We start from the raw sequence: 21,290 nt of genomic DNA on the forward strand, positions 1-21,290 counted from the left end.
GCGCGCGGGGCTCGGGGCCAACCCACAACCCCGGAGATTGCCGATGAACGCTCACCCCCATTCCGTCCAACTTGCAACCGAGCCCGAAGCCCCTGCCCTGCCCGCGGCTGCAGGCTTCGCCGAGCAACTGATGCAGGCTGCGAAAACCCTCCTCCCTCTGTTCGAAGCGGGCAGGTCTATCGACGCTGCCGCCCTTCGTGCCGCCATGGAAGAGGCTTTCGGCGCAAATGACACCAGTGGCACCTGGGTCTGGAAAGACGCCTATGAGGCCGCTGAGGTGGCCCAGATCCTGATGCTTTCGCGCTACGGCGCGCTGATGCAACGCCAAGCGGCCACGCCGCACGCCTTCCTCAACATGATTGAACATCTCGCCGGTCTGGCGCCGTCGCACACGCGGCGTTCCGAAGACAGCGTGCGCTTGCAACAATTCTCGACCCCTCTTCCGCTCGCGGCCATTGTTGCGCAGGCGGCGGGGTTTCGCGGTGACGACCTGGTTCTGGAACCCTCCGCAGGCACCGGCATGCTGGCGATCTTCGCCCGTATCGCAGGTGCGCGTTTGTCGCTGAATGAACTTGCCGAAACCCGCCGCAATTTGCTGCAACAACTCTTTCCGGAGGCAGTCGTCTCGGATCACGATGCCGCGTCGATCGACGACCGTCTCGATAGGTCGATCACGCCCTCGGTCATCGTGATGAACCCGCCGTTTTCGGCTGCGAACCATGTCGAAGGTCAGTTCCGGCAGGCGACCAGCCAACATGTTCTGTCTTCCCTTGCTCGCCTCGCGCCCGGTGGGCGTCTCCTTGTCATCACCGGCGAGAGTTTCCGTCCCTCCACCAAGTGCTTCCAGTCGACGTTCCAGCGGATAGGCCAGAGCTCAGAGGTGGTGTTTTCCGCCGCCATCGACGGCAAGGTCTTTTCGCGGCATGGCACTTCGATCGACACCCGGTTGACGGTGATCGACAAGCGCGCGATGGGCGAAGGCGAGACCGCACCTGTCAACATCGATGGCGCCTATCATCCGACCTGCGCGACCACGGCCGCTCTTCTCTCCGCCGTGCTGACCCATTGTCCCGAGCGCCGCAGCCCCCCGCCCTGCCCTACCAGTTCGGCCTTGTCGGTGCCGACCCGCCCGACCCGCACCAACCTCCATGCCCTGCGCAACGCCGCCCGCCAGGAAACCCGTGCCCTCGCCGAGGAACGCGCGCGACATCCGTTTGACGACATCGAGATGGCCCCGCTCGACTATCTGCCGAAAGCCTGGAGTGAACCGGACGGCGTATTGCAGGATACGGTCTACGAGGCCTATGACCTTCAGGCGATCAGGATCGACAGCGCGGTGGAGCATCCCACTGCACTTGTGCAATCTGCTGCCATGGCCTCGGTCCCGCCGCCCGTCCCGACCTACCGCCCCGTCCTGCCGAAGACTCTTGTCGCCGACGGTCTCCTCTCCGCGCCGCAGCTCGAAAGCGTCATCTATGCGGGCAATGCCCACGAGACGCATCTGAAGGGCTGGTTCAAACGCGGCGAGATCGAAGGCCAGCTGATGGCAGCCGCCGAGGGTGACGAGGGTGCATTCCGCCTGCGCAAGGGCTGGTTCCTCGGCGATGGCACCGGCTGCGGCAAGGGGCGGCAGGTCGCGGGCATCATCCTCGACAACTGGCTCAAAGGGCGCCGCCGCGCGGCCTGGGTCTCAAAAAGCGACAAGCTCATCGAGGATGCGCGTCGCGACTGGATGGCGCTCGGTGGGCGCGAAAGCGATATCGTGCCGCTCTCGAAGTTCCGTCAGGGGAGCGATATCCGCCTGCCCGAGGGCATCCTCTTCGTCACTTATGCCACGCTGCGCTCGGCCGAACGCGAGGGGAAAGCCTCCCGCCTCGACCAGGTGACGTCCTGGCTCGGCGAGGGGTTCGACGGGGTCATCGCTTTCGACGAAAGCCACGCCATGGCGAACGCCGCCGGCGAAAAGTCCGACCGCGGCGACAAGAAGGCGTCGCAGCAAGGTCTCGCCGGCCTCGCACTGCAGAACGCGGCTCCTGATGCCCGCGTGCTCTACGTCTCGGCCACCGGGGCGACGGTTGTCGGCAATCTCGCCTATGCCTCCCGCCTCGGTCTCTGGGGTACGGGAGATTTCCCCTTCGTGACGCGGGCCGAGTTTGTCGCCGCGATGGAGGCCGGGGGCATTGCGGCCATGGAGATGATCTCGCGGGACCTGAAGGCGCTTGGGCTCTATCTGGCGCGGTCCCTTTCCTATGCCGGGGTCGAATACGAGATGCTGGTGCACGACCTGACCCCCGCCCAGGTCGCGATCTACGACAACTACGCCGACGCCTATCAGATCATTCACACCAACCTCGAGGCGGCCCTTCAGGCCTCGGGTATTTCCTCCGAGACCGGCACGCTGAACGCCCAGGCGAAATCCGCCGCGCGCTCAGCCTTCGAGAGCAACAAGCAGCGCTTCTTCAATCATCTCATCACCGCCATGAAATGCCCCTCGCTGATCCGCGCGATCGAGGCGGACCTGGCGGCGGGTCATGCGGCGGTGATCCAGGTGGTCTCGACCAGCGAGGCTGTGATGGAACGCCGCCTCGAGGAGATCCCGCCCTCGGACTGGGATGATCTGCAGGTCGATTTTACGCCGAGGGAGAACATCATGGACTACCTGATGCATTCGTTCCCGACGCAGCTCTTCGAGCCCTACACCGACGAGAATGGCGATCTGCGCTCGCGCCCCGCTCTCGATGCGGATGGCAACCCGATTACCTGCCGCGAGGCTGAGCGGCGCCGGGATGAGCTCGTCGAGCATCTGGGTGCCCTCGCCCCGTTGCAGGGTGCGCTCGACCAGATCCTCTGGCATTTCGGCGGGGACGCGGTGGCCGAGGTCACGGGGCGCAAGCGGCGCATCGTGAAAACGCGCGAAGGGCGGCTCAAGGTCGAGAACCGCGCCGCCTCCTCCAACCTCGGCGAGACGCAGGCCTTCATGGACGATGCTAAGCGCATCCTGATCTTCTCCGATGCCGGGGGCACCGGGCGCAGCTATCATGCCGATCTGGAGGCCAAGAACCAGCGCCTGCGGGTGCATTACCTTCTGGAGCCCGGCTGGAAGGCGGACAATGCGATCCAGGGGCTGGGGCGCACCAATCGCACCAATCAGGCGCAGCCGCCGCTCTTTCGCCCCGTCGCGACCAATGTGAAAGGTGAGAAGCGGTTTCTCTCCACCATCGCCCGCCGCCTCGACACGCTCGGTGCCATCACCAAGGGGCAACGCGAGACCGGCGGGCAGAACATGTTCCGCGCCGAGGACAACCTTGAGAGTCCCTACGCACGCGCTGCGCTGCGGCAGTTCTTCTACAAGCTGCGTGCGGGCAAGATCGAGGCCTGCTCTTACGCCAAATTCCAGGAGATGACCGGGCTGACGCTCGATGAGGCGGACGGCACGATGAAAGAGAATCTGCCGCCGATCCGGCAGTTCCTGAACCGCTGCCTTGCGCTGAGGATCGACATGCAGGACGCAATTTTCGAGGCCTTTGGTGGGTTTCTTTCGGCGATCATCGAGGACGCGCGTCAGGCAGGCACGCTCGATGTCGGGCTAGAGACCCTGCGCGCAGAGAAGTTCGTCATCACCGACCGCAGGGTCATCTTCGAGCACGAGGCGACGGGGGCGACGGCGACTGCGCTGACGGTGGAACGCACGGATCGCAACGATCCGCTGACCCTGCCCCGCGTCAAAGCAATCTGCGCCGATATGAAGGGTGCGACGCTCTGTTGGAACAAGACCTCCAAGCGTGCGGCGCTGATGGTGAAGGCGCCGGCCTTCATGGACGAGGATGGCGTGCCGATCCTGCGGGTGAAGCTTCTGCGACCCATGGCCACCGAGATCCTCGCCCTTTCCGAGTTCTCGAGATCGCATTGGGAGGAGATCGATGACGCGATGTTCGAGCATCTCTGGCAGGCCGAGGTCGACGCGGTGCCGAAGTTTACCACATCGAAGATCACGTTGATCTGTGGGCTTCTCCTGCCGATCTGGGACAGGCTCCCTTCGGACAACATGCGCATTTACCGTCTTCAGACCGAAGATGGGGAACGCGCCATCGGGCGTCTCGTCAGCCAGGAGCAGCTCTTGAACGTTTATGCGCGGCTCGGGCTCGATTGTCAGATCGAGATGACGCCTCAAGAGGTCTTTGCTGCGGTGATGCATGCGAAGACGACCTTGAACCTGCTTGGTGGCTACCAGCTGCGCCGGTCGCTGGTGATGGGACAGCCAAGGCTTGAGCTCATCGGCGCGTCGGGCGCGGTCCTGCCCGCACTGAAAGCGATGGGTTGTTTCACCGAGGTGATCCAGTGGAAGACGCGGGTGTTCATCCCTGTGGACGGCACCGACGTGTTGGCACGGGTGCTCTCCGAACATCCGGTTGGAACCAGCGCAGCGGGTACCGCCGCATGAACGCGCGTCGCAGTATCGCAGACCTCTCGGCCGATGTGGCTGATCGCGCCGAGAGTTTCTGCCGCCAGTATTTCCCCGAGGGGCGCAGGCAGGGCAACTATTGGCAGGTTGGCGATACCTCGGGCGCGAAGGGCCAGAGCCTCGCCATCCGGCTGCAGGCGCAGGGTGGTCGTAAAGCCGGGTCATGGCAAGACTTCGCGACGGGAGAGTATGGCGACCTGATCGACCTGCTGCATGAGCGACTTGGCTCGGTCACGCTCAAGGAAACGCTGAGGGAGGCTCGGTCCTTCCTGGGCGAAGCCCCCTGCCCTGCCGTTCCGCATGCCACTCGAAACCCCGAGCCCCCGGATGCCGCCTCCGGCAAACGCATTGCGCGAGCGCGGAAGCTCTTTGCCGTAGGCAAGCCGGTGCTTGGCACCTTGGCTGCCACCTATCTGCAAGCGCGCGGTATCACGCGGCTGGGTCCGGCCCTGCGTTATCACCCGCGGATATTCCTGTGGCGGGGCGAGGACGATTCCGATCCGCCGCAAAGTGCCCCTGCCCTGCTCGCAAAAATCACCGACAATCGGGGCCAGATCACCGGATGCGCTCGTTTCTATCTCGACCCGTCCACCGGCGGTTTGGCCGCGATCGAGAGCCCGAAACGGATCCTCGGGCAGCTGCACGGCCATGCCATCCGCTTCTGGTCGGGCAAGGCGCGCTCCGACCTCATCGTCGGCGAAGGTCTCGAGAACACCCTCTCGGTCGGCACGGCTCTGCCGGAGTTCGACCTCGCCTCCTGTCTCACCGCCACACATCTTGGTCTCTTCATCCCGCCGCCGGGGATCAAGCGTATCTGGATCGCGCGGGACGATGACGAAGCTGGACGTAACGCATCACAGAAATTGCGTAACCATTGGGAATCGCTAGGAATTGCCTGTGGTGATCTCGTGCCGACCATGGGGGATTTCAACGACGATCTGCGGGCTCTTGGCAAGGATGCGCTGCGCCGGTCCCTGTTAGGGGCCATGAAAGCACAAAGTCTGGAGATCGAGGACAGGTGAGCGCCAGCCCCCTCTGTGACGCCCGACAGGGCAAAGGTTCCGCCGGTTCGATCTGATCCCGTTTGGATAAGGGGAGCGATGGACCGGCGGGTCGGAGCTGAGTGCTCCTCGCCCGGGCAGCAATGCGCCCCGTACCAGAAAATTCCCCTGCCCCACCACATGACCGTGGCGGGCCATTCCTCGCGGGGACAATTTTCCGGCCCGGGTCACATTCTCCGCTGCGCTCCGATCCTGACGGATGCGGCCCGGTCGCCGCCGGTCCTGTTATCGCCCCATCCAAATCGGGTCAGATCAAACAGAGGAACCAGACAATGCCCCATCAGACAGACATCCAAGAGGAAACCGGCGCAACCTCCGCCATCCTCGACCACCTGGCGCTTCACGGCGCAACGCCCGGGCCCGGCGAGACCGATCATCGCCCCCTGCCCCAGCCTGACGAAGTCGACCTCGCCATGGCGACCCTCTTCGAGACCACCATCGGCCTTCTCAACGGTAGCCAGCTGGAAGACAATCTCGAAGAGATGCTCTGGTCCCTGACCTCGATCTTCCATCGCCGACTGACCCATATCCAGAAGCTTCTCGACGATAACGAATTCGAGGTCCGGGAAAGTCTGGCGGTCCAGGACGGCTCCGAGGTCGCCTCGGTCGAGCTGGAGCGCCTCCAGATGATCGGGCTTAAACTCTGGGACCATCGCGACGCCTTCGAGCAGATGCGCGATTTGGCCGTGGACCACTTCTCGGCCGCCACCGGCTCACCCTGGCTGCCCCGCACCGGATCAAAGGTCTCCCATCGCGGTCTCACCTCCGCCGTGGTGGACAGCCGGGCCTATCTCTCGGCCAAGCGCCGCAAGGAGACCGAGGTACACTGCCCCGAAGGCACGCGGATCGCTTTCTCGGGTGGAGACTATCAGGCTTACGATCTGATCTGGTCCGTCCTCGATGCCACCCATGCGAAATACCCCGACATGGTGCTCTTGCACGGCGGCACGCCCAAAGGCGCAGAGATGATCGCGGCTCGCTGGGCAGATACCCGTGGTGTCACTCAGGTGGTCTTCAAGCCCGACTGGAAGAGCCACGGCAAGGCCGCCCCTTTCAAGCGCAACGACAAGATGCTCGAAACCATGCCTCAGGGTCTGATCGCCACCCCCGGTTCGGGCATCACCGAGAACATTGTCGACAAGGCCCGCAAGCTCGGGATCCGCATCAAGAGGATCGGGGCTTAGGCCCCGGTTCACGCCCCGCGCAAAAGGTCCTGCACAACAGAAGGCTTCTTTGCGATCAGGGCCAACAGAACCTGGGCCGGGCCTGTCGGTTGCCGACGCCCGTGTTCCCAGTTCAGCAGCGTACCTTTCGCGACGCCAATGCTCTTGGCGAACTCAGCCTGGGACAGGCCAGTCCGTTGCCGAACTTGGGCGACATCGACTTCAGCAACGGAAACTTCATGCACCTTCGCGTTTGCTAAGTCGCCATTCGCGAAGGCAAGCGCCTCTTCCAGGCCCTTGGATACGGATTCAAATGCACTCATGTTGCGTCTCCATATTTCGCGACAAGCGCCTTGCTCATCTCTACCGCAGCAGCCTGTTCGGTCTTCGACAGGTTGGCTTTCTCATTCTTGGCGAAGACCGTGATCAGAAAGATCGGCATATGGGTCCCGCCAAAGACATACACCGTCCTGAAGCCGCCACTCTTGCCGCTCCTCTCTCTCGGGATGCGGACTTTGCGTAACCCGCCACCAAGAGAAATGCCCGCTTCCGGATTGGCGGCAATGAAGTTGATCGCCGCCTCACGTTCCTGGTCCGACATGATTGCCTTGGCGCGCCTTTGGAATTCGGGCAGTTCGACCACTGTTTGCAATCGCGTCATGTGAAGTTCCATATAGGTTTCGGCGGCGTATGTGTCAATGACGTATAGCATGCACACTGGAAGGGCAAGTCAGCGACGGTTGCAAGAGTCGGGCAGTATGCCCTTTCAGTTGGTTGCGGCGACCAATGGCCAAGTGTCCTGTCGTATGTATTGACCGAACCGACCAGCCGGGCAGTCATATCGGGCGATTGGATGGTTGCGGTGTCACGTGACGACCCGGCCTTTCGTTCCACGCTCTGACCGCCTCGAGTACTCATCTGCATCCTGGGCGCTTCAGCGAAGACAATGGGCGCGGTAGTGATCCTGTGGATGCGACTTTGACGTCTGGGTTTTGTCTTTATCAGCGATCAGTTTAGAAGGGAGCCAAGATCCCTGGCATCTCCCTCGTCTGTTCACTCACCTTCCTTCGAGGCCACCGCACTTCTCCCGATGTCTGAGTTGCATGACATGCTGGTCGCAGCTGTCGTCCCGCCCACAAGGGTTGTCACCGATCTTTTTCCCCTGACCCTGTGGGTCATTCCTCGCGAGGCAAAAAGACCGGCGCCTGCCCCTCTCCGCTACGCTTCGCCTTCGGTGTGGCCGGGCCTTGGCCAGCTGCAAAGTGACCATCATTGCAACGCAAACAGGGAGAAGAGCAATGACCACGAACTGCATCAAATTCACCAGCACCGACATCGAAACCGCCAAGGGCACAGGCTCCATCTCGACCCTGACTTTTGATCTCGACATCACGGTCGAACCCGTCGCGAGCACGAACCCGATGGCCCCCACGCACCGCGTCCTCGGCCGCTCTCCGCGCGGCAAGCTGGTCGAGTGCGGCGGCATCTGGAAGAAGCAGAACAAGGAGACCGGCGCCGACTACTACACGCTGACCATCCGCGATCACGGCTTCAACGCCAACCTCGGCAAGGCCGCGAACCAGGACGATCCGTCCCTACAGGCCGTCATCCCCTGGGGTCCGAAAGACGTCGCGTGACGGCTAGGGCCGGTCGGCTCCCTGCCGATCGGCCCATCAAAACTCCAATCTTGAACGCGTTCAAGATTGGAGTTTTGGGGTCGTGGAGCTTCAAAATAAGCGCCTGAAACCCATAGGCGCGTGGTATCTTTATCTTTCTTCCAAAACCGTGCTACCATCGAAGCAGAATCGAGTCGAACTCGGACCCAACCGAAGTCAGGACTTAGGAATGAGCGGTAGTCTAGAACAGTTTTTGACGGACCTGTCACGTGGGCTTGAGCGCACGATGGTGGCAGTGAACAAGGAACTCACCTTGCGTCAGCGCATAAAGCGCACGTGGTCCATGCGCCAGTGCGCAAGGTTTCTGAACGTGAGTATTCAGTATCTCACCAAGTTCGCCAATTCGAGCGACGACTTTCCTGCGGGCGAATATGTTGGAAGAGAGCGCGTTTTCACGCTTTCCGAGTTGATGCACATGCGGGCCCTTCTGGCGGCCTCGGCAAAGCGGCCGTACGATTACCTGGCCTGGCGGAAGCCTGATGCACCTTTGCCCGTCATCTCATTTGCAAGCCAGAAAGGCGGCACTGCCAAAAGCCTGAGCGCCGCGCATTTCGCCCAGTATCTCAGTTTGCACTACGGCATGCGTGTTGGTGTCATGGATGCCGACCCGCAAAGTACAATAACGCTCTACTTCGTCGGGGGAGAGGGTCTTCCCCAGATGCCCGACGAGAACACCGCCTCCATGGTGGACTTTGCCGGCCTCTTCCAGTCTGAAGATGCGCCATACACCGATCACGATGCGCAGACGCTCGACAGTTTCTTTCTCAAGACCTCGTGGCCGGGGCTGCGTCTGCTGCCGGCACATGGCGAAACGTCTGAGGGTGAGATTCAGATTGCGCGCCTTGTGCGCGAGGCCCCCTCCGGAAAGAGCTTCTATCGCTACCTGCGCGATGCCATTGATCGGTGGAAGGCGGGGCACCCACCAAAGACGCTGCCCAACGAATTGGTAGTCGAGGGCAAGGTCGATCAGCAGCGGCTGGATGCTGCGCTGACCGAGACCCTCGATGTCATCATAATCGACTATCAACCCGCGTTGACACTTTTCCAGCTGAATAACGTGATTGCGTCGACTTCTCTGGTCATCCCGCAAACCATGAAGGGGTTCGACATCGCAACGCTGTCGACCTTTGTGACCGGCCTGCTGGGGATGCTTCAGCACATTCTGGCCCATGAAAGGATCGAGATCGGAACCGGTGCGAACATGCTGTTGCCGACAATCGTCCAACGGTCCAATGCGCAGGACCTTAACCACATCGGAAACCTGCTAGAACATTGCCCCACGGAAATTCTGCCGGTGTTTTATCTGCGTTCCGACGCGATCTCAAATGCGTCAGACGTCTATCAGTCCGTATACGAGTATGAGCCGGACACGCCGGGAAAGCGCAAGGGGATCAACCGGTTCATCATGAATGCCGATGCCGTGAATGACGCCATAGTATCGCGGCTCTGGCCAGGACTCGAACGCGGCTACGCTGATGCATGGATGGACGAATTCTACGAAGATGACGGCGAGGGCGAAGCATGAAACGCAGTATTCCTAGGTCGTTGGTCAGCAAGGCTACCAACCCTGACGCATCCAAGGAGCGCACGCCCGGTTCCGAAGGCCGGGCAGAACCGGGTGATGCTGTTTCCACTCCTTTCAAGGGGGCCGGCAGCGCTTGGAAATCAGGGGCGCTTGCGCAGTCGCAAGCCGCCGTGGAGCGAAGCAGAGCCGAGCTTTGTTCGGATATCCTTAACGGCCGCCACGAGATAAGCCTGTCGCCAGACCAGATCTCAGATCCGATGGGGACCGACCGCCGTCAAGACTGGATGTCTCAGGAAGCATTCAGGTCCCTGGTAAGCAGCATTGCCTCGAACGGGCAGGACACACCCATTCTGGTGTGGCCCGAGGATCCGGACTGGCAGCCGGATCCGTTGGAGCCGTCGAACGTCACTGGCGTTCCATTTGTGATGCTTACAGGACGCCGCCGACTGGCTGCTGCGTCGGAGCTGGGTTTACCCCTTCGTGCAATCCTAGCTTCGCCGGACGCGCGAAACGCCGAGAACAGCAAGTTTGAGATGTTGTTTCTGCGGTTCCGCGAGAATGAGGAGCGCGAGAATCTTAGCCCATTTGAGCGGTTGGTTTCGATTGGTGAAATGTATGAAACGCTGGCTTCTGGCGAAGACAAGCTGACAGCTGTGGCTTTCGCAAAGAAAATTGGCGTGCATGAGAGCCTAGTCTCGCGAGCAAGGTCTGTCTTCGCTGCGCAAGATCAAATCTTGAACGCGTTCAAGAATGTCTACGACATGAGCTTTCGCGACTTGCAAGGAGCCTTGGCGAGCTTGGAGAGGGTGAACACCTCCAAGCCAAAACCGAAGGCAAAGCCCAGTAAGCTCACGGTCAAACGCAAGGTGGGCAAACGAAATCTTTCGGCGACTTCAGTCGATGGGAACTTATCCATCAAGGTTGCAGGTGTGCCGATTGACCAAGAGCGTCTCGAGAAGCTCGGAGACTTAGTCGCCGACTACTTGAGCGCCGAAGGTTCGGGGAAGGATTCCGACTGACGACAATGCCAGCGGCATACTTTCCGGAACGACGAGGTAAGGAGCAAAAAGGAACGACAATCGAAGCAAAGGCAAAAGAAAAGCCCCCAAGCGGTGTGGCCTGAGAGCTGATCTTAATGGTTTGGTCGCCTTCAAGATAAGTCTCGCAGGATTCACTGTCAACGACGAACGCTCCTGAGCGAACGGCTTTCTTTTGCCTCCACATAACCGGAGGTGAGATACAGGCATGAAACATACAGGTTGGCGCAAGCCGACGCCGGGTCTTGGGGTTGCTGAGCAACTTGCCCAAGCCGGTGAACGGGTAGCAGTACCCAAAACACGGGCCTTCGTGGCACTCAAGCGCGTGGGGGCACATATCGGCTTGAAGGCCGGGGACATGATGCTCCTCGACACGCTCGGGGCGTTCACCCAGGCCCAGGACTGGGATGAGGGGCAGCGTCCGATCGTCTGGGCGTCGAACGCCTATCTGATGGAGCAAACGGGTTTTTCGCGGTCTGCCCTCAAGCGCCACGCGCGACGCCTTGCTGAGATCGGCGTGATCTCCTTCCAGGATAGCCCCAATGGCAAGCGGTGGGGCCGCAGGGACGCAGAGGGGCGGATCGTCGAGGCCTATGGCTTCGATCTGTCGCCGCTTTCAGCCCGTGTTGAGGAGTTCGAGGAGCTCCATGCCGATTTGCAGGCCGAGCGCGAACTCTGCCAGCGCCTGAAGCGCCAGATCACTGTGGCGCGCCGGATGATCCGAGCCCGGATCGAGGCAGCTCTCAGCAGCGCGCTGCGTGGGCCCTGGAGCCAATTCACGGGGCTTTTCGAGGAGCTTCTCGACCGGCTACCGCGCCGACACGAAGCGTCCGAACAGCTGGTGCGCTTGCTCACATGGTTCAAGGAACTCCAGGAACGGGTTGAGGCGGCCTATCTCAAAGCGACTGGCGCGGTGAAACCTGTGGAAAACACCGGTAATAACGATATCCAAGTCATGGAGAAGACTCAAAAAATGAACCCCAGGGAGGTCAATTCTGAACCTCATATACTAATTACAAAACAACTTAATCCTGTAATTAGTAATTCCTCTGAAAGAGAGGAAGCGGCGGGTGTGGTGCCCAATGCCCAACCCGAAGAGCGGGTTGATAGAGAGCTGGAAGACTGGGTTGCCGAGGTACGCAAGAAGCGAACAGCGCTCGATCTGCCGACAATCATGCAGGCCTGTCCGGAATTCGCGTCCTGGGCGCGCAATATGGGTGGATTCCTGAAGGATTGGGGCGATCTACACCGGGTTGCGGGGCAACTTAGGCCAATGATCGGGATCTCGGAGCATGCCTGGAACGTGGCGCAGGACCGATTGGGCACACAGGTGGCCACGGCCGCGTTTGCGCTCGTCTTCGAGAAACACAGCGCTGGTGAAGTTGCTTCGCCGGGCGGATATCTGCGCGGCATGGTCGAGAAAGCTGGGGCAGGGGAGCTGCATCTGGAGCGGAGCTTCTATGGTAGGCTCAGCGAGCAGGCAGCGTGATGCAGCATTTCCAGTTTTCATTGCCAATGAGGATCGGTTCTTCGCGTTCGAGCCGCAGGCGAGAGGCAGTGAAAACCGATGCTTCCGCAACTGGAAATGCTCTTGGGCAGGGGCTCAGAGACCGGCGGCTTTGGTCAGGTTCACCCGGAACCGGTCGCGGCGGCGCTGGTAGCGGCGGGTCATCTCCGCGGACGCGTGGCCGAGCTGCTTCTGGACGTAGCGTTCGTCAACCTCGGCTGAGCTGGCGAGACCGGCGCGCAGCGAGTGACCGGAAAACAGAGCCAGGCGGTCTTTCTCAGGCAGGTCGGATCGGATCCCAGCGTCCAGAACCGTGCGCTTGATCAGGCGCGCGACATGCTTGTCGTTCAACCTGGTTTCTGAGGCGCGTTTGCCATCGCGTGAGGTGCCGACGAAGATCGGCCCGAAGTCTATCTTCGCAAAGTGCAACCATTGCTCGAGGGCATGTACGGGGCAGGTTTGATCTTTCGAGCCGCGGCCGATCTCCACCTCGCGCCAGCCGGTCTTGGCATTGAGGGTGAGCAGGGCGCCCTTGTCGAAGATCTCGATCCAGCCGCCGGAATCCGGGGTGTCGTCTTTATGTACGTCGAGACTGACAATTTCCGAGCGTCGGAGGCCCCCGGCATAGCCGAGGAGCAGGATGGCCCGATCCCGCAGCCCGCGCAGATCGTAGGGCAGGGTGGCCACCATCGCGAGAATATCCTCGGCCAGGATCGCTTCCTTCTGCACCGGGGGGCGCGCGTGCCTGCGCTTGATCCCGGCCAGCACGGTTGCGATGTGGCGGTTCTTGCGATCGAGGGCAAAGCCGCGCTGCGCATAATTCCACGCAAGGCCGGACAGGCGACGCTCAATGGTGCTGACCGACAGGGGTCGGGACGCCGACTGCGTAGGGAAGGGGCCCGATCCGGACGCGAGGTCCGCAAGGTAGAGCCCGATCATTTCGGGGGAGGGGGGCAGAGGCTCCGCGCCCTTCATCCGGCACCAGCGCGCGAAATTTGCCCAGTCCTTTGCATAGGCTTTCAGTGTGTTTTCCGACGCCGCGGCGCGGGCATAGTCGCGCGCGGTATCCACCAGCCGATCGAGCGTGCCTGAACCAGCCACAAAGGAAGGAAGGCTCAAAGCCTCGCTGCTGGGATGATCTCTCTCGTTGTTCTCGCTGACCGAAGGCCCATTTGGCGGCTTTGAGATCGATTTCTCGTTGTTTTCTGACTGTCGTTCTTGTTCCATGAGTGGACACTAACGTATTGATTTTATTGTGTTCATGTTCTTGTTTCATTCCCGGATCATAGTTTCTTTATCGGACATAAGACACCTATTATCCGGGTTTGGCCATGGTGGATCGATCAGACATCAACGCCGTCGACGATGCTGCGTGGGAACAGGCGGTCGCGCGAGAAGCTGTGATCCGTCGGCTTGCAAGCAAGACACCGCCGAACCGAGCAGAATTCCTTAAGGCATGCCGTGATCTTGGTCTCAAGCGTTCTCGCCTCTACGAGTTGATCTCAGCGTACAAGGCGCGCCCGGTCGCCAGCTCATTACTGGCGGCTCAGGTTGGGACACCGACGGGCAGCCGTCGGCTGCCTGACGAGATCGAAGCGGTGATTTCGGGGGCGATCGAGGAGTTCTACAAGTCCCTCCAGAAGCCAAGCATCAACGCCCTGCAAAAGGAGGTACGCAGGCGGTGCAGTCAGAGGGGTCTACGTCCCCCGTGCTGGACCACGCTGCGGGACCGTGTGGCGGCGATAGATCCGGCCGAACTCACGGCGGCGCGTGAGGGCGCTAAGGCTTCTCGCCAGCGCCATCACCCAGTGCCAGGCAGCTATCAGGTCGAACGGGCCTATGAGGTGGTTCAGATCGACCACACGCTGGTGGATGTCATTGTCGTGGATCGGGTTCATCGGAAGCCTTTGCAACGGCCCTGGCTGACGCTCGCCATCGACGTCGCCAGCCGTATGGTGGCAGGGTTCTATCTGACGCTGGAGCCTCCGTCGGTGTTGTCGGTGGCACTGGCCATTCAGCATCTGGTGCAGCCCAAACTCGACTGGCTGGAGGGCTTGGGTATTGATGCGGACTGGCCCGCAGAGGGATTGCCGGAGACCATTCACGTCGACAATGCCAAGGAGTTCCGCTCAAAGGCGATGAAGCGGGGCGCCGAGGAGCACGGGATTTCGCTGCAGTACCGGCCGATAGGGGCGCCGCATTACGGCGGTCACATCGAGCGGCTGATCGGCACGATGATGGGGGCGGTCCATCTGCTGCCGGGCTCGACCTTCAGCAGCATCAAGGACCGTGGCGACTACGATTCCGTGAGCAAGTCGGCGATGACTCTCGACGAGCTGGAGCACTGGCTGGCGCTGGAAATCACCCGTTATCATGCTGAACGGCACCGTGCGCTCGGGATTCCGCCGGTTGCGGCTTGGAACGAAGCCTATGAGCGACGCGAGGCACCTTTGCGTCGGCCTTACGATCCGGAGGGGTTCCGGGTCGACTTCCTGCCGAGCACGGAACGCATGGTGCGCCGTGATGGCATCCATCTCTTTGGCCTGCGGTATTGGGACGATGTCTTGAGCCTCTGGGCGGGTCGGCAAGACCGCCAATTGCGCGTGTCTTATGATCCGCGCGATCTCTCGACGATCTTTGTGCTTGGCCCGGAAGGCCAACGCTATCCTGTGCGGTTTTCGGACCTGCGCCATCCGTCCATCACCCTTGCGGAACATCGCCGTGCGCAGGCGATTTTGCGCGAACGCGGGCGCGCGCTCGAGGACGAAGACCTTATATTCGCGGTGATCGAGGAACAACGCGCCCTGGTTGATGCTGCCAGCAGCAGGACACGGGAGGCCAGGCGATTTTCTGAAAGACGGGACCGAGCGCTTGATGGGGTAGGGGCCTACGAGGCTCTGGACGCCGGTCCGGAGCCCAGGGAAAGCGAGAGCGTGCTCAGGGATCACCCGGGGTTCGAAGTTGAGGAATGGTCGTGAACGAAGGCACCGCATTTGCACATCTCGATCCGACCTACCGCCGGTTTGCGGCGCTGCCGGATGATGAGCGCATTGCCTGGATCCGGGCCGACCGCTGGATCGGTTTCGATCAGTCCGGGGCCGCTCTGGCACGTCTGGAGAACCTGTTGACCTATCCACCGCGTGACCGGATGCCATGCCTATTGATCTACGGCGACACCGGTATGGGCAAGACCAAGATCGTGCGCAAGTTTGAACGCGACCACCCGCCGAAGTTCAGCCAAATCACCGGCGTTGACCACCGCCCGGTGGTTGTCGCGCAGGTACCATCCGAACCCATCGAGCGCGATCTTTACCGAGAACTTCTGGCCAGCATGGGCGCGCCGGCGATGACAGGCGGTACTCTCGCCCGCGAGAAGGATATCTGCCGGTCGCTGCTGCGGACCGTAGGGGCGAAAATGATCATTCTCGACGAGGTGAACGGCATGCTGGCCGGCACCTTCCGTCAGCAGCGGATTTTTCTCAATGCGATCCGGTTTCTGGCCAATGACCTGCGGATTCCACTGGTTTGTGCCGGAACGGACCTGGCTCGGCAGGCCCTGCTGACCGATGCACAACTGGCCGAGCGCTTCGAGGCGTTCTATCTCAAGCCCTGGCAGAACGATGCCGCCTTCGCCGGGCTCCTGAAAAGTTTCGAACGCATTCTGCCCTTGCGCGAGGCATCCGATCTGATCAGCGGGGAGGCCAGAGAACGGATTCACAAGCTGACCTCCGGTGTGACGGCGCGCATCTTCCGCCTGATCGAGACGGCGGCGGAAGATGCAGTTCGGTCGGGCAAGGAGCGCCTCGACGCGGATAGTTTTGGGGACAATCTGGTGCTGCCGCTGGTTTCGATGACCCAGACCGCTCGGCGGCGGGGCAAGCCCGTGCAACAACGGGTCGGGGCATGATGGTGTCGGCCCGACTGCCCGTCGCGCCGCGTCCGTTCATGGACGAACTGCTCTCGTCCTGGATGGCGCGGGTTGCCGCGCGCTACGGGTCGGAGGCTCTTGAGCTGGTGGTGTACCTGGCGGGGCAGGGGGGTAGGAACGCAGGCGCGCGGCAGGTTGACGATGTGGCGCCGGATATGGAGTTGCTCAGGCTTTGGGCTAAGGCCTGCAGGGTCGATCCGGAACGGCTTTGTCGCAGGTCACTGGCTTCCCGATATCCTGATCGGCCGCAGGATTGGTTTCTGACCGAGACAGTGCCGGTCTGTCTTGCCTGTTTCGATGCGGATGTCGCTGCCCGTCGAGATGCCTATTTGCGGGGGCATTGGCGATTAGCAGAGCAGGTGGTTTGCCCGCCGCACCGGACCATGCTCCTGGACCGCTGCCCCGCCTGTCTCGGCCGCCTAAGGCTTTCCTTTCGCATGCTGAATGGCCTGCTGCGCCCCTTCTGTCGCAAGTGCGATGCCATTCTGACCGGCGGGGGAGGGGAGACAGAGGACCCTTTGAAGGCAGATTTCGCCGCAGGCGTCCTCGATCTCCAAAGCCAGATCAGCCGGATCGTCAGAGGTAATCCAGGCCGTTTTGATCGTCTCGAGCATGCAATTCGCACTCTTTGGGCGCCACTTGATCGTGACGGTGCGGCCCGGCCCGTCCTCGCGCTTTGGTACGATGAATCGGGGTGGAATTGTCCCTACGAGGCCCGCGCGGCCGTCGGTCGGTCTGCGCCTCTTCAGCACCTATCAGTGAGCTGGCGGGCTCTGACGCTGGTGATCTTGCATGATCTCTTTGGAGCAGATCTGGTGCCCGGCGCTGTCCTGCCGGAGGCCGCCCTCGTCCTGTTCCAGCGTGCCGCCCCATTGCCGTGGCTCACGGATGGGCCTGATCTACGGACCGGCAAAGGAAAGCGCACGATTGATGCGGGAGCAGAGCGAGTCCACAGATTGAGCAAGAGGCGTGTCCACCGGTTAAATGGAAATTTCGAGGGCGAGAGGCGATTTCGGCCGAATCCACCCATGAAACTAAAACGACAAGAGTTTTTTTGGGAGCCTATCGCTCTATGTCCGATAATGCAAACTTATTGGACATAATTACGAGCGGTACGAGGCGGCGGTTTATGCGCTATTTACTGGCGAAAAGCGCCGCCTTGAACTAGACTTAAGATATGAAGCCCGAACTTGAAATTCATAAAGCGACGAGTGACACCTTACCCCGGATGCCGTCGTGGGTCACCTCTATCCGTGCGGAAACCCTTGAAGATGTGGCGTTTTTGTCAGGTGCGGCGCTAGCTACACTGCATCTTGTAGTGAGAAGGAAGGATGTGCCCCAAACCTTGCTGAGGGAGCGTTTGGCGCTGTCTTCAGCCGAGGCCTGCGTGCTGTTAAGCGGCCGTCCAGAGCGCGCAAGGGAACTGCGCGACGAGGTGCATCTGTTGCGGCACGACGATGTGCCGGGGCCTGCAGGGAAAGTCTATCAATGCTGGCGCCGTGCTGTTGAAAGACCAGTGTCACTCAAGGCGTTGCACCGCGCTATACCCGCACAAGACCCCAGTCAGATTGCCGCGTGGCTGGATGTGGGGCAGGGTAGCTCTGTCAATCGTGCGGCGTTGGTTATTGAGGCAGTGCTGTCAGATGTTCCGCGTGCAGAGGAAGTGGCCTTGATCCTTGCGGACGCAGCGCTTGCGCAGGCAATGGGCTGGGAACACCTCGTCCCACTTCTTGCCGCCAATCTAACGGCGCGTGATCTGAGAATGACTGGGGACGCGCTTCGACGGTCGTGTCACCGATCCTTAGTGGTCTCAGCAACAGCGGCAGTTCAATTGGCACATGATCTCGCCCGCAGAACGGCTCGATTGGAGGCAGTAGTGCCTAAGCTGCGCGCCAAGGGGGCAGGGGAGGCGGTACAGATGTTTTTGATGCGTGATGCCGTTATGCCTGCGGCTCTGCCACTGTCAGACAGGGGTGCGCGCAGGCTTTGCGACCGATTAGTGGAACTGGGTGTCGTTCGTGAACTGACTGGGCGGGACATGTTTCGTCTGTATGCAGTCTGACAATGGCAACGCGCCCCGAACCTGACTTTGACCGCGACCTTGACGACTTGCCAGCTGAGTTGCGTTGGCGTGAGTGGATGCGCCGGATTGAGGCTGTGTTGTTTGCTTCAGCGACGCCCGTGCCGCGCGAAGATTTGGCCCGCGTCGTGGGGCAGCAGGCCTCAGTCGAGCTGTTGATCGAAGATCTTGGTGCAGATTTGGCGGACCGCCCCTATGAGTTGGCTGCGGTATCCGGCAGTTGGATGCTGCGTACGCGGTCGAGCTATGCCCCGGCGATCCGGGCAGCGGCGGATGTTGGCGAGCAACTACTGGACCTGAACGAATTTGATGTCGCGGTGCTGGCTGCTGTTGCTTATAACCAACCGGTCACAAGGGACGGGCTCAAGGACATTTTTGGCAAGGAAATTAGCCGCGACTTGATTGGGCGGTTGTTTGTCAGCGACTTGATCACCACTGGACCGCGCGCGCCTCGCCGCGGCGCGCCCTACACCTTTGTGACGACCGAGAAGTTCCTTGTCGCTTTCGGCTTGGAATCGCTACGTGACCTACCCGACAGGGAGCAGTTGGATGATGCGGGAATGACGCGTTTCGCGAGTTAGTCAGTTCCATTTTTCTCATCATCCTCGATTGTCACGATGCTCTGCGAGACGAATGGGTGAAAATCCGGCAGCAAAGACATAATGCTTCCGTCTCTCTGGAGAAACTCATGGGCCGCACCCGGAATGATATCTGGATCAAGAGGTATACGGGCATTCGGGTTGTGAAGGACCACCATGCCTTCCACCCATGTCTCGGAAGATTGTGGCCCAACTTCTTCCTCGAATGGTGTAGGGAAGGGTGCTTGTGAATTCGTGTCGTTACGTTTCATGCCCATGCGCACCATTTTGACGCGCGGGTCTCCAAAACCCGCAGCGATACCAAGGCGGTTGAACTTTGTAAGGGTACCCTGAGGATTGATTATCACAGCACTGACGTTCTCAGCGCCTTTCAAGTCGAAGAAACCGGATTGTGCGCGCTTTTTCCCGTAGCGATGGGTCCCAATCCGCGCAATTTTGTGTTCGCCGCTGTCCATCCAGTGGCGTACTCCGAAGACATACTCGGTGGCAGCCGAAGTCAAATACCTCATGGAGCCTTGTAGGTGATAGTCTTGGACCGCGATGCAAAAGGGTACGTCTTCCGCTCCCTCTTGTTTCCAGTAAGGGGGCTTGTGATTGAGTTTTGATCTGAGGGCGTTGGATAGCCGAATTGGAACGTAGTTCTCGAGGTACGCCTTGAAGGCTTCGGAATCCTCCGGCACATCGTTCGGTCCAACATTGGAAGGGTTTACGCTAGTGGCTTCAACGGCGAGGCCACCCTCGTTTCCTCTCAGAACGAAATCAGGCGTGGGTCCGGTCCCAACGCGAATAAATCTAAGCTCGTTGAATGTCGCGTAAAGGTATAGCTCCCATAGGAGGGCATCCCAGCCTGCCGTTTGAAACTTTTGCACGAAGTTGCCATCCACGTCTTCGTGGTAGCGCATCATGGCTTCTATTATTTCGCGTGCGGGGGAATATCTTTGATCCTCAAGAAGTATTTGGAATGACGGGTGAAAGCGAGCTTCGTCGACGGCGGGGGTGAAGAAGTCCACGGCTGGTCCGTCTTCATCGTTTTGGTGGAATGCCTCATCGGGTTTTCGAGAGTTTTCTACCATGGCTGCCATGAGCGCGTTGTATGCCTCTTGGGATGTCGAGTAAGAGGTGTTCGCTTGGATGGCGCGGAATTTCTTAACCGCGTCCCGAGCAAAAACGGCCCAACTATAGTCGCCGTCAACTCGGTCCCAAACCAACGTGCCCAACACTCGCTCGAGCGGGTCGCTAAACCAATCCAGTTCCTTGGTAATGAGTGTTATCATCGGGTGCCGTGTATAGCCTGCAAGTGCCTCGAACCTGCGTCGGTCCAACTGCGTCATTATCATCGTTGTGCTTGTTCCTTGGCGAAATTTGGGTCGATGATCGCTGGTTTGAGATCAACTTGTAAACTGATGGGCTTGCCGGTGCTTGCGCGGTTCTTGTACCATTCGATCACTAGCAACTTTCAAAAAACTGATACAATTTTGCCCTTCTACGGAACCTAACGCATGGCACAATAATGTAATATCGAAGGCGGATCGAATCTCAATATATGAGGCTGGGCCCAAGTCTCCGAAAACGGTCCACGAACACAAAGAAGCTCAGTCGGCGAGTGCTGCCTGCACAGCCTCTCGAGACTTTCGACCATACTCTGAGCGTGGATGGTCATTTATTCCAAGCCAATTTGGAATCAGAGCACCCTGTGATGCAAAATGTTCGACGTGAACAAATGTCAGATTTCCATCTGAATAGGTGACCTCGTTCAGCATCCGCCAATTTCCTGGGCGTGCCGCTTCAACCAGCTTTCGCGCAGCACTGATATAATTGAGCTTGCTCCCCAGCCCAAACATGATGACGAGCCTCGTCTTCGTCGGTAGCGCACCGAGGAACTGCGATGCACAGTTCGTCGCGACCTCATTTCCGAATTGCGTCCCCATGAATTTGTCAAGCATTCCACCTCCTGATCCTTTCCAGTTGCGAGTTTTCTCGTCGAAGCGTTCGACAGTGCACCGTACAAGCGACCCGAAGTGGAAACGGCCGTTCCGGTCTGAAATCAGCCTGTCGACCATTCCTCGATAATCGCTGTTTTCTGGCTGTGGAACGACGCCTATGTGCACTAAGATTTTGCCCACAGCCATACGCGAGCCTTTGTAGGCGATCTCGTCATGCGGTGAGCTGGCCATCGCTCCAGTTTGCGTTGGCCCTTTTGAAAATCCCAGCACAACAATTTCAGGCTCCATGCTGCCCCAAGCGAGGGGATT

At 60.2% G+C, this 21,290-nt stretch carries 17 protein-coding genes; 12 read left to right on the forward strand and 5 right to left on the reverse strand.

The genetic code is table 11. The features are described from left to right. Nucleotides 1–43: 43 nt before the first annotated feature. The 3 genes from MED193_RS01450 to MED193_RS01460 all read left to right on the forward strand — a co-directional run bounded on the left by MED193_RS01450 (nt 44) and on the right by MED193_RS01460 (nt 6,707). Entirely contained in the window at nt 44–4,441 is a 4,398-nt protein-coding gene (locus tag MED193_RS01450) for a strawberry notch-like NTP hydrolase domain-containing protein (RefSeq protein ID WP_009807845.1), read from the forward strand. Further along, nucleotides 4,438–5,484 (forward strand): toprim domain-containing protein, encoded by a 1,047-nt coding sequence (locus MED193_RS01455; protein ID WP_009807846.1) that lies wholly within the window; start codon nt 4,438–4,440, stop codon nt 5,482–5,484. The genes MED193_RS01450 and MED193_RS01455 overlap by 4 nt, the downstream gene beginning before the upstream one ends. 311 nt (nt 5,485–5,795) lie before the next feature. Beyond that, nucleotides 5,796–6,707, forward strand: coding sequence for a DUF2493 domain-containing protein (locus MED193_RS01460; RefSeq protein WP_009807847.1), 912 nt, complete (start codon nt 5,796–5,798; stop codon nt 6,705–6,707). An 8-nt stretch (nt 6,708–6,715) separates the two neighbouring features. Here the strand turns inward: MED193_RS01460 and MED193_RS01465 are convergent, their stop codons facing one another. Both MED193_RS01465 and MED193_RS01470 read right to left on the reverse strand, forming a co-directional pair. Beyond that, nucleotides 6,716–7,009 carry a DNA-binding transcriptional regulator gene (locus MED193_RS01465; protein WP_009807848.1) on the reverse strand — a complete coding sequence of 98 codons (294 nt, stop codon included), beginning with the start codon at nt 7,007–7,009 and terminating at the stop codon, nt 6,716–6,718. Then, nucleotides 7,006–7,347: a type II toxin-antitoxin system RelE/ParE family toxin gene (locus tag MED193_RS01470; RefSeq protein WP_039965720.1), complete on the reverse strand. Its 342-nt coding sequence runs from the start codon at nt 7,345–7,347 to the stop codon at nt 7,006–7,008. Before MED193_RS01470 ends, MED193_RS01465 begins: the two co-directional genes overlap by 4 nt. 637 nt (nt 7,348–7,984) lie before the next feature. Between MED193_RS01470 and MED193_RS01475 the strand changes: the two genes are divergently transcribed. From MED193_RS01475 to repC, 4 genes are all read left to right on the forward strand, one after another. Next, nucleotides 7,985–8,323, forward strand: a complete 339-nt coding sequence (locus MED193_RS01475) for a DUF736 family protein (protein WP_009807850.1) — start codon at nt 7,985–7,987, stop codon at nt 8,321–8,323. Between the two features lie 208 nt (nt 8,324–8,531). Beyond that, a complete protein-coding gene (locus tag MED193_RS01480) occupies nt 8,532–9,887 on the forward strand; it encodes a ParA family protein (RefSeq protein WP_009807851.1) in 1,356 nt (451 codons plus the stop codon). Further along, nucleotides 9,884–10,906: a ParB N-terminal domain-containing protein gene (locus tag MED193_RS01485; protein ID WP_009807852.1), complete on the forward strand. Its 1,023-nt coding sequence runs from the start codon at nt 9,884–9,886 to the stop codon at nt 10,904–10,906. Before MED193_RS01480 ends, MED193_RS01485 begins: the two co-directional genes overlap by 4 nt. A 226-nt stretch (nt 10,907–11,132) precedes the next feature. Further along, a complete protein-coding gene (gene repC / locus MED193_RS01490; protein WP_009807853.1) occupies nt 11,133–12,413 on the forward strand; it encodes a plasmid replication protein RepC in 1,281 nt (426 codons plus the stop codon). A 114-nt stretch (nt 12,414–12,527) separates the two neighbouring features. On the opposite strand, the gene MED193_RS01495 is transcribed toward repC, so the two are convergent. After that, nucleotides 12,528–13,658, reverse strand: a complete 1,131-nt coding sequence (locus MED193_RS01495) for a tyrosine-type recombinase/integrase (RefSeq protein WP_009807854.1) — start codon at nt 13,656–13,658, stop codon at nt 12,528–12,530. Nucleotides 13,659–13,762: 104 nt separating this feature from the next. Here MED193_RS01495 and MED193_RS01500 point away from each other — a divergent pair, with 104 nt between their 5' ends. The 5 genes from MED193_RS01500 to MED193_RS01520 all read left to right on the forward strand — a co-directional run bounded on the left by MED193_RS01500 (nt 13,763) and on the right by MED193_RS01520 (nt 19,020). Then, nucleotides 13,763–15,409, forward strand: coding sequence for a Mu transposase C-terminal domain-containing protein (locus tag MED193_RS01500; RefSeq protein WP_009807855.1), 1,647 nt, complete (start codon nt 13,763–13,765; stop codon nt 15,407–15,409). Next, on the forward strand, nt 15,400–16,338 hold the full coding sequence (locus MED193_RS01505; RefSeq protein ID WP_009807856.1) for a TniB family NTP-binding protein: 939 nt from the start codon (nt 15,400–15,402) through the stop codon (nt 16,336–16,338). Before MED193_RS01500 ends, MED193_RS01505 begins: the two co-directional genes overlap by 10 nt. Continuing rightward, a complete protein-coding gene (locus MED193_RS01510; protein ID WP_009807857.1) occupies nt 16,335–17,462 on the forward strand; it encodes a TniQ family protein in 1,128 nt (375 codons plus the stop codon). The genes MED193_RS01505 and MED193_RS01510 overlap by 4 nt, the downstream gene beginning before the upstream one ends. Nucleotides 17,463–17,536: 74 nt before the next feature. Then, nucleotides 17,537–18,421: a DUF1403 family protein gene (locus MED193_RS01515; RefSeq protein ID WP_009807858.1), complete on the forward strand. Its 885-nt coding sequence runs from the start codon at nt 17,537–17,539 to the stop codon at nt 18,419–18,421. A 2-nt stretch (nt 18,422–18,423) separates the two neighbouring features. Continuing rightward, nucleotides 18,424–19,020, forward strand: coding sequence for an SMC-Scp complex subunit ScpB (locus MED193_RS01520; protein ID WP_009807859.1), 597 nt, complete (start codon nt 18,424–18,426; stop codon nt 19,018–19,020). On the opposite strand, the gene MED193_RS01525 is transcribed toward MED193_RS01520, so the two are convergent. Both MED193_RS01525 and MED193_RS01530 read right to left on the reverse strand, forming a co-directional pair. Continuing rightward, complete coding sequence (locus MED193_RS01525; protein ID WP_254655412.1) at nt 19,017–20,312, reverse strand: hypothetical protein; 1,296 nt, start codon at nt 20,310–20,312, stop codon at nt 19,017–19,019. The two genes, MED193_RS01520 and MED193_RS01525, sit on opposite strands and share 4 nt — an antisense overlap. A gap of 318 nt (nt 20,313–20,630) precedes the next feature. Beyond that, nucleotides 20,631–21,269 carry a hypothetical protein gene (locus tag MED193_RS01530; protein WP_009807861.1) on the reverse strand — a complete coding sequence of 213 codons (639 nt, stop codon included), beginning with the start codon at nt 21,267–21,269 and terminating at the stop codon, nt 20,631–20,633. Nucleotides 21,270–21,290 lie beyond the last annotated feature (21 nt).

This window comes from Roseobacter sp. MED193 (assembly GCF_000152965.1).
GTDB lineage: Bacteria > Pseudomonadota > Alphaproteobacteria > Rhodobacterales > Rhodobacteraceae > Pseudophaeobacter.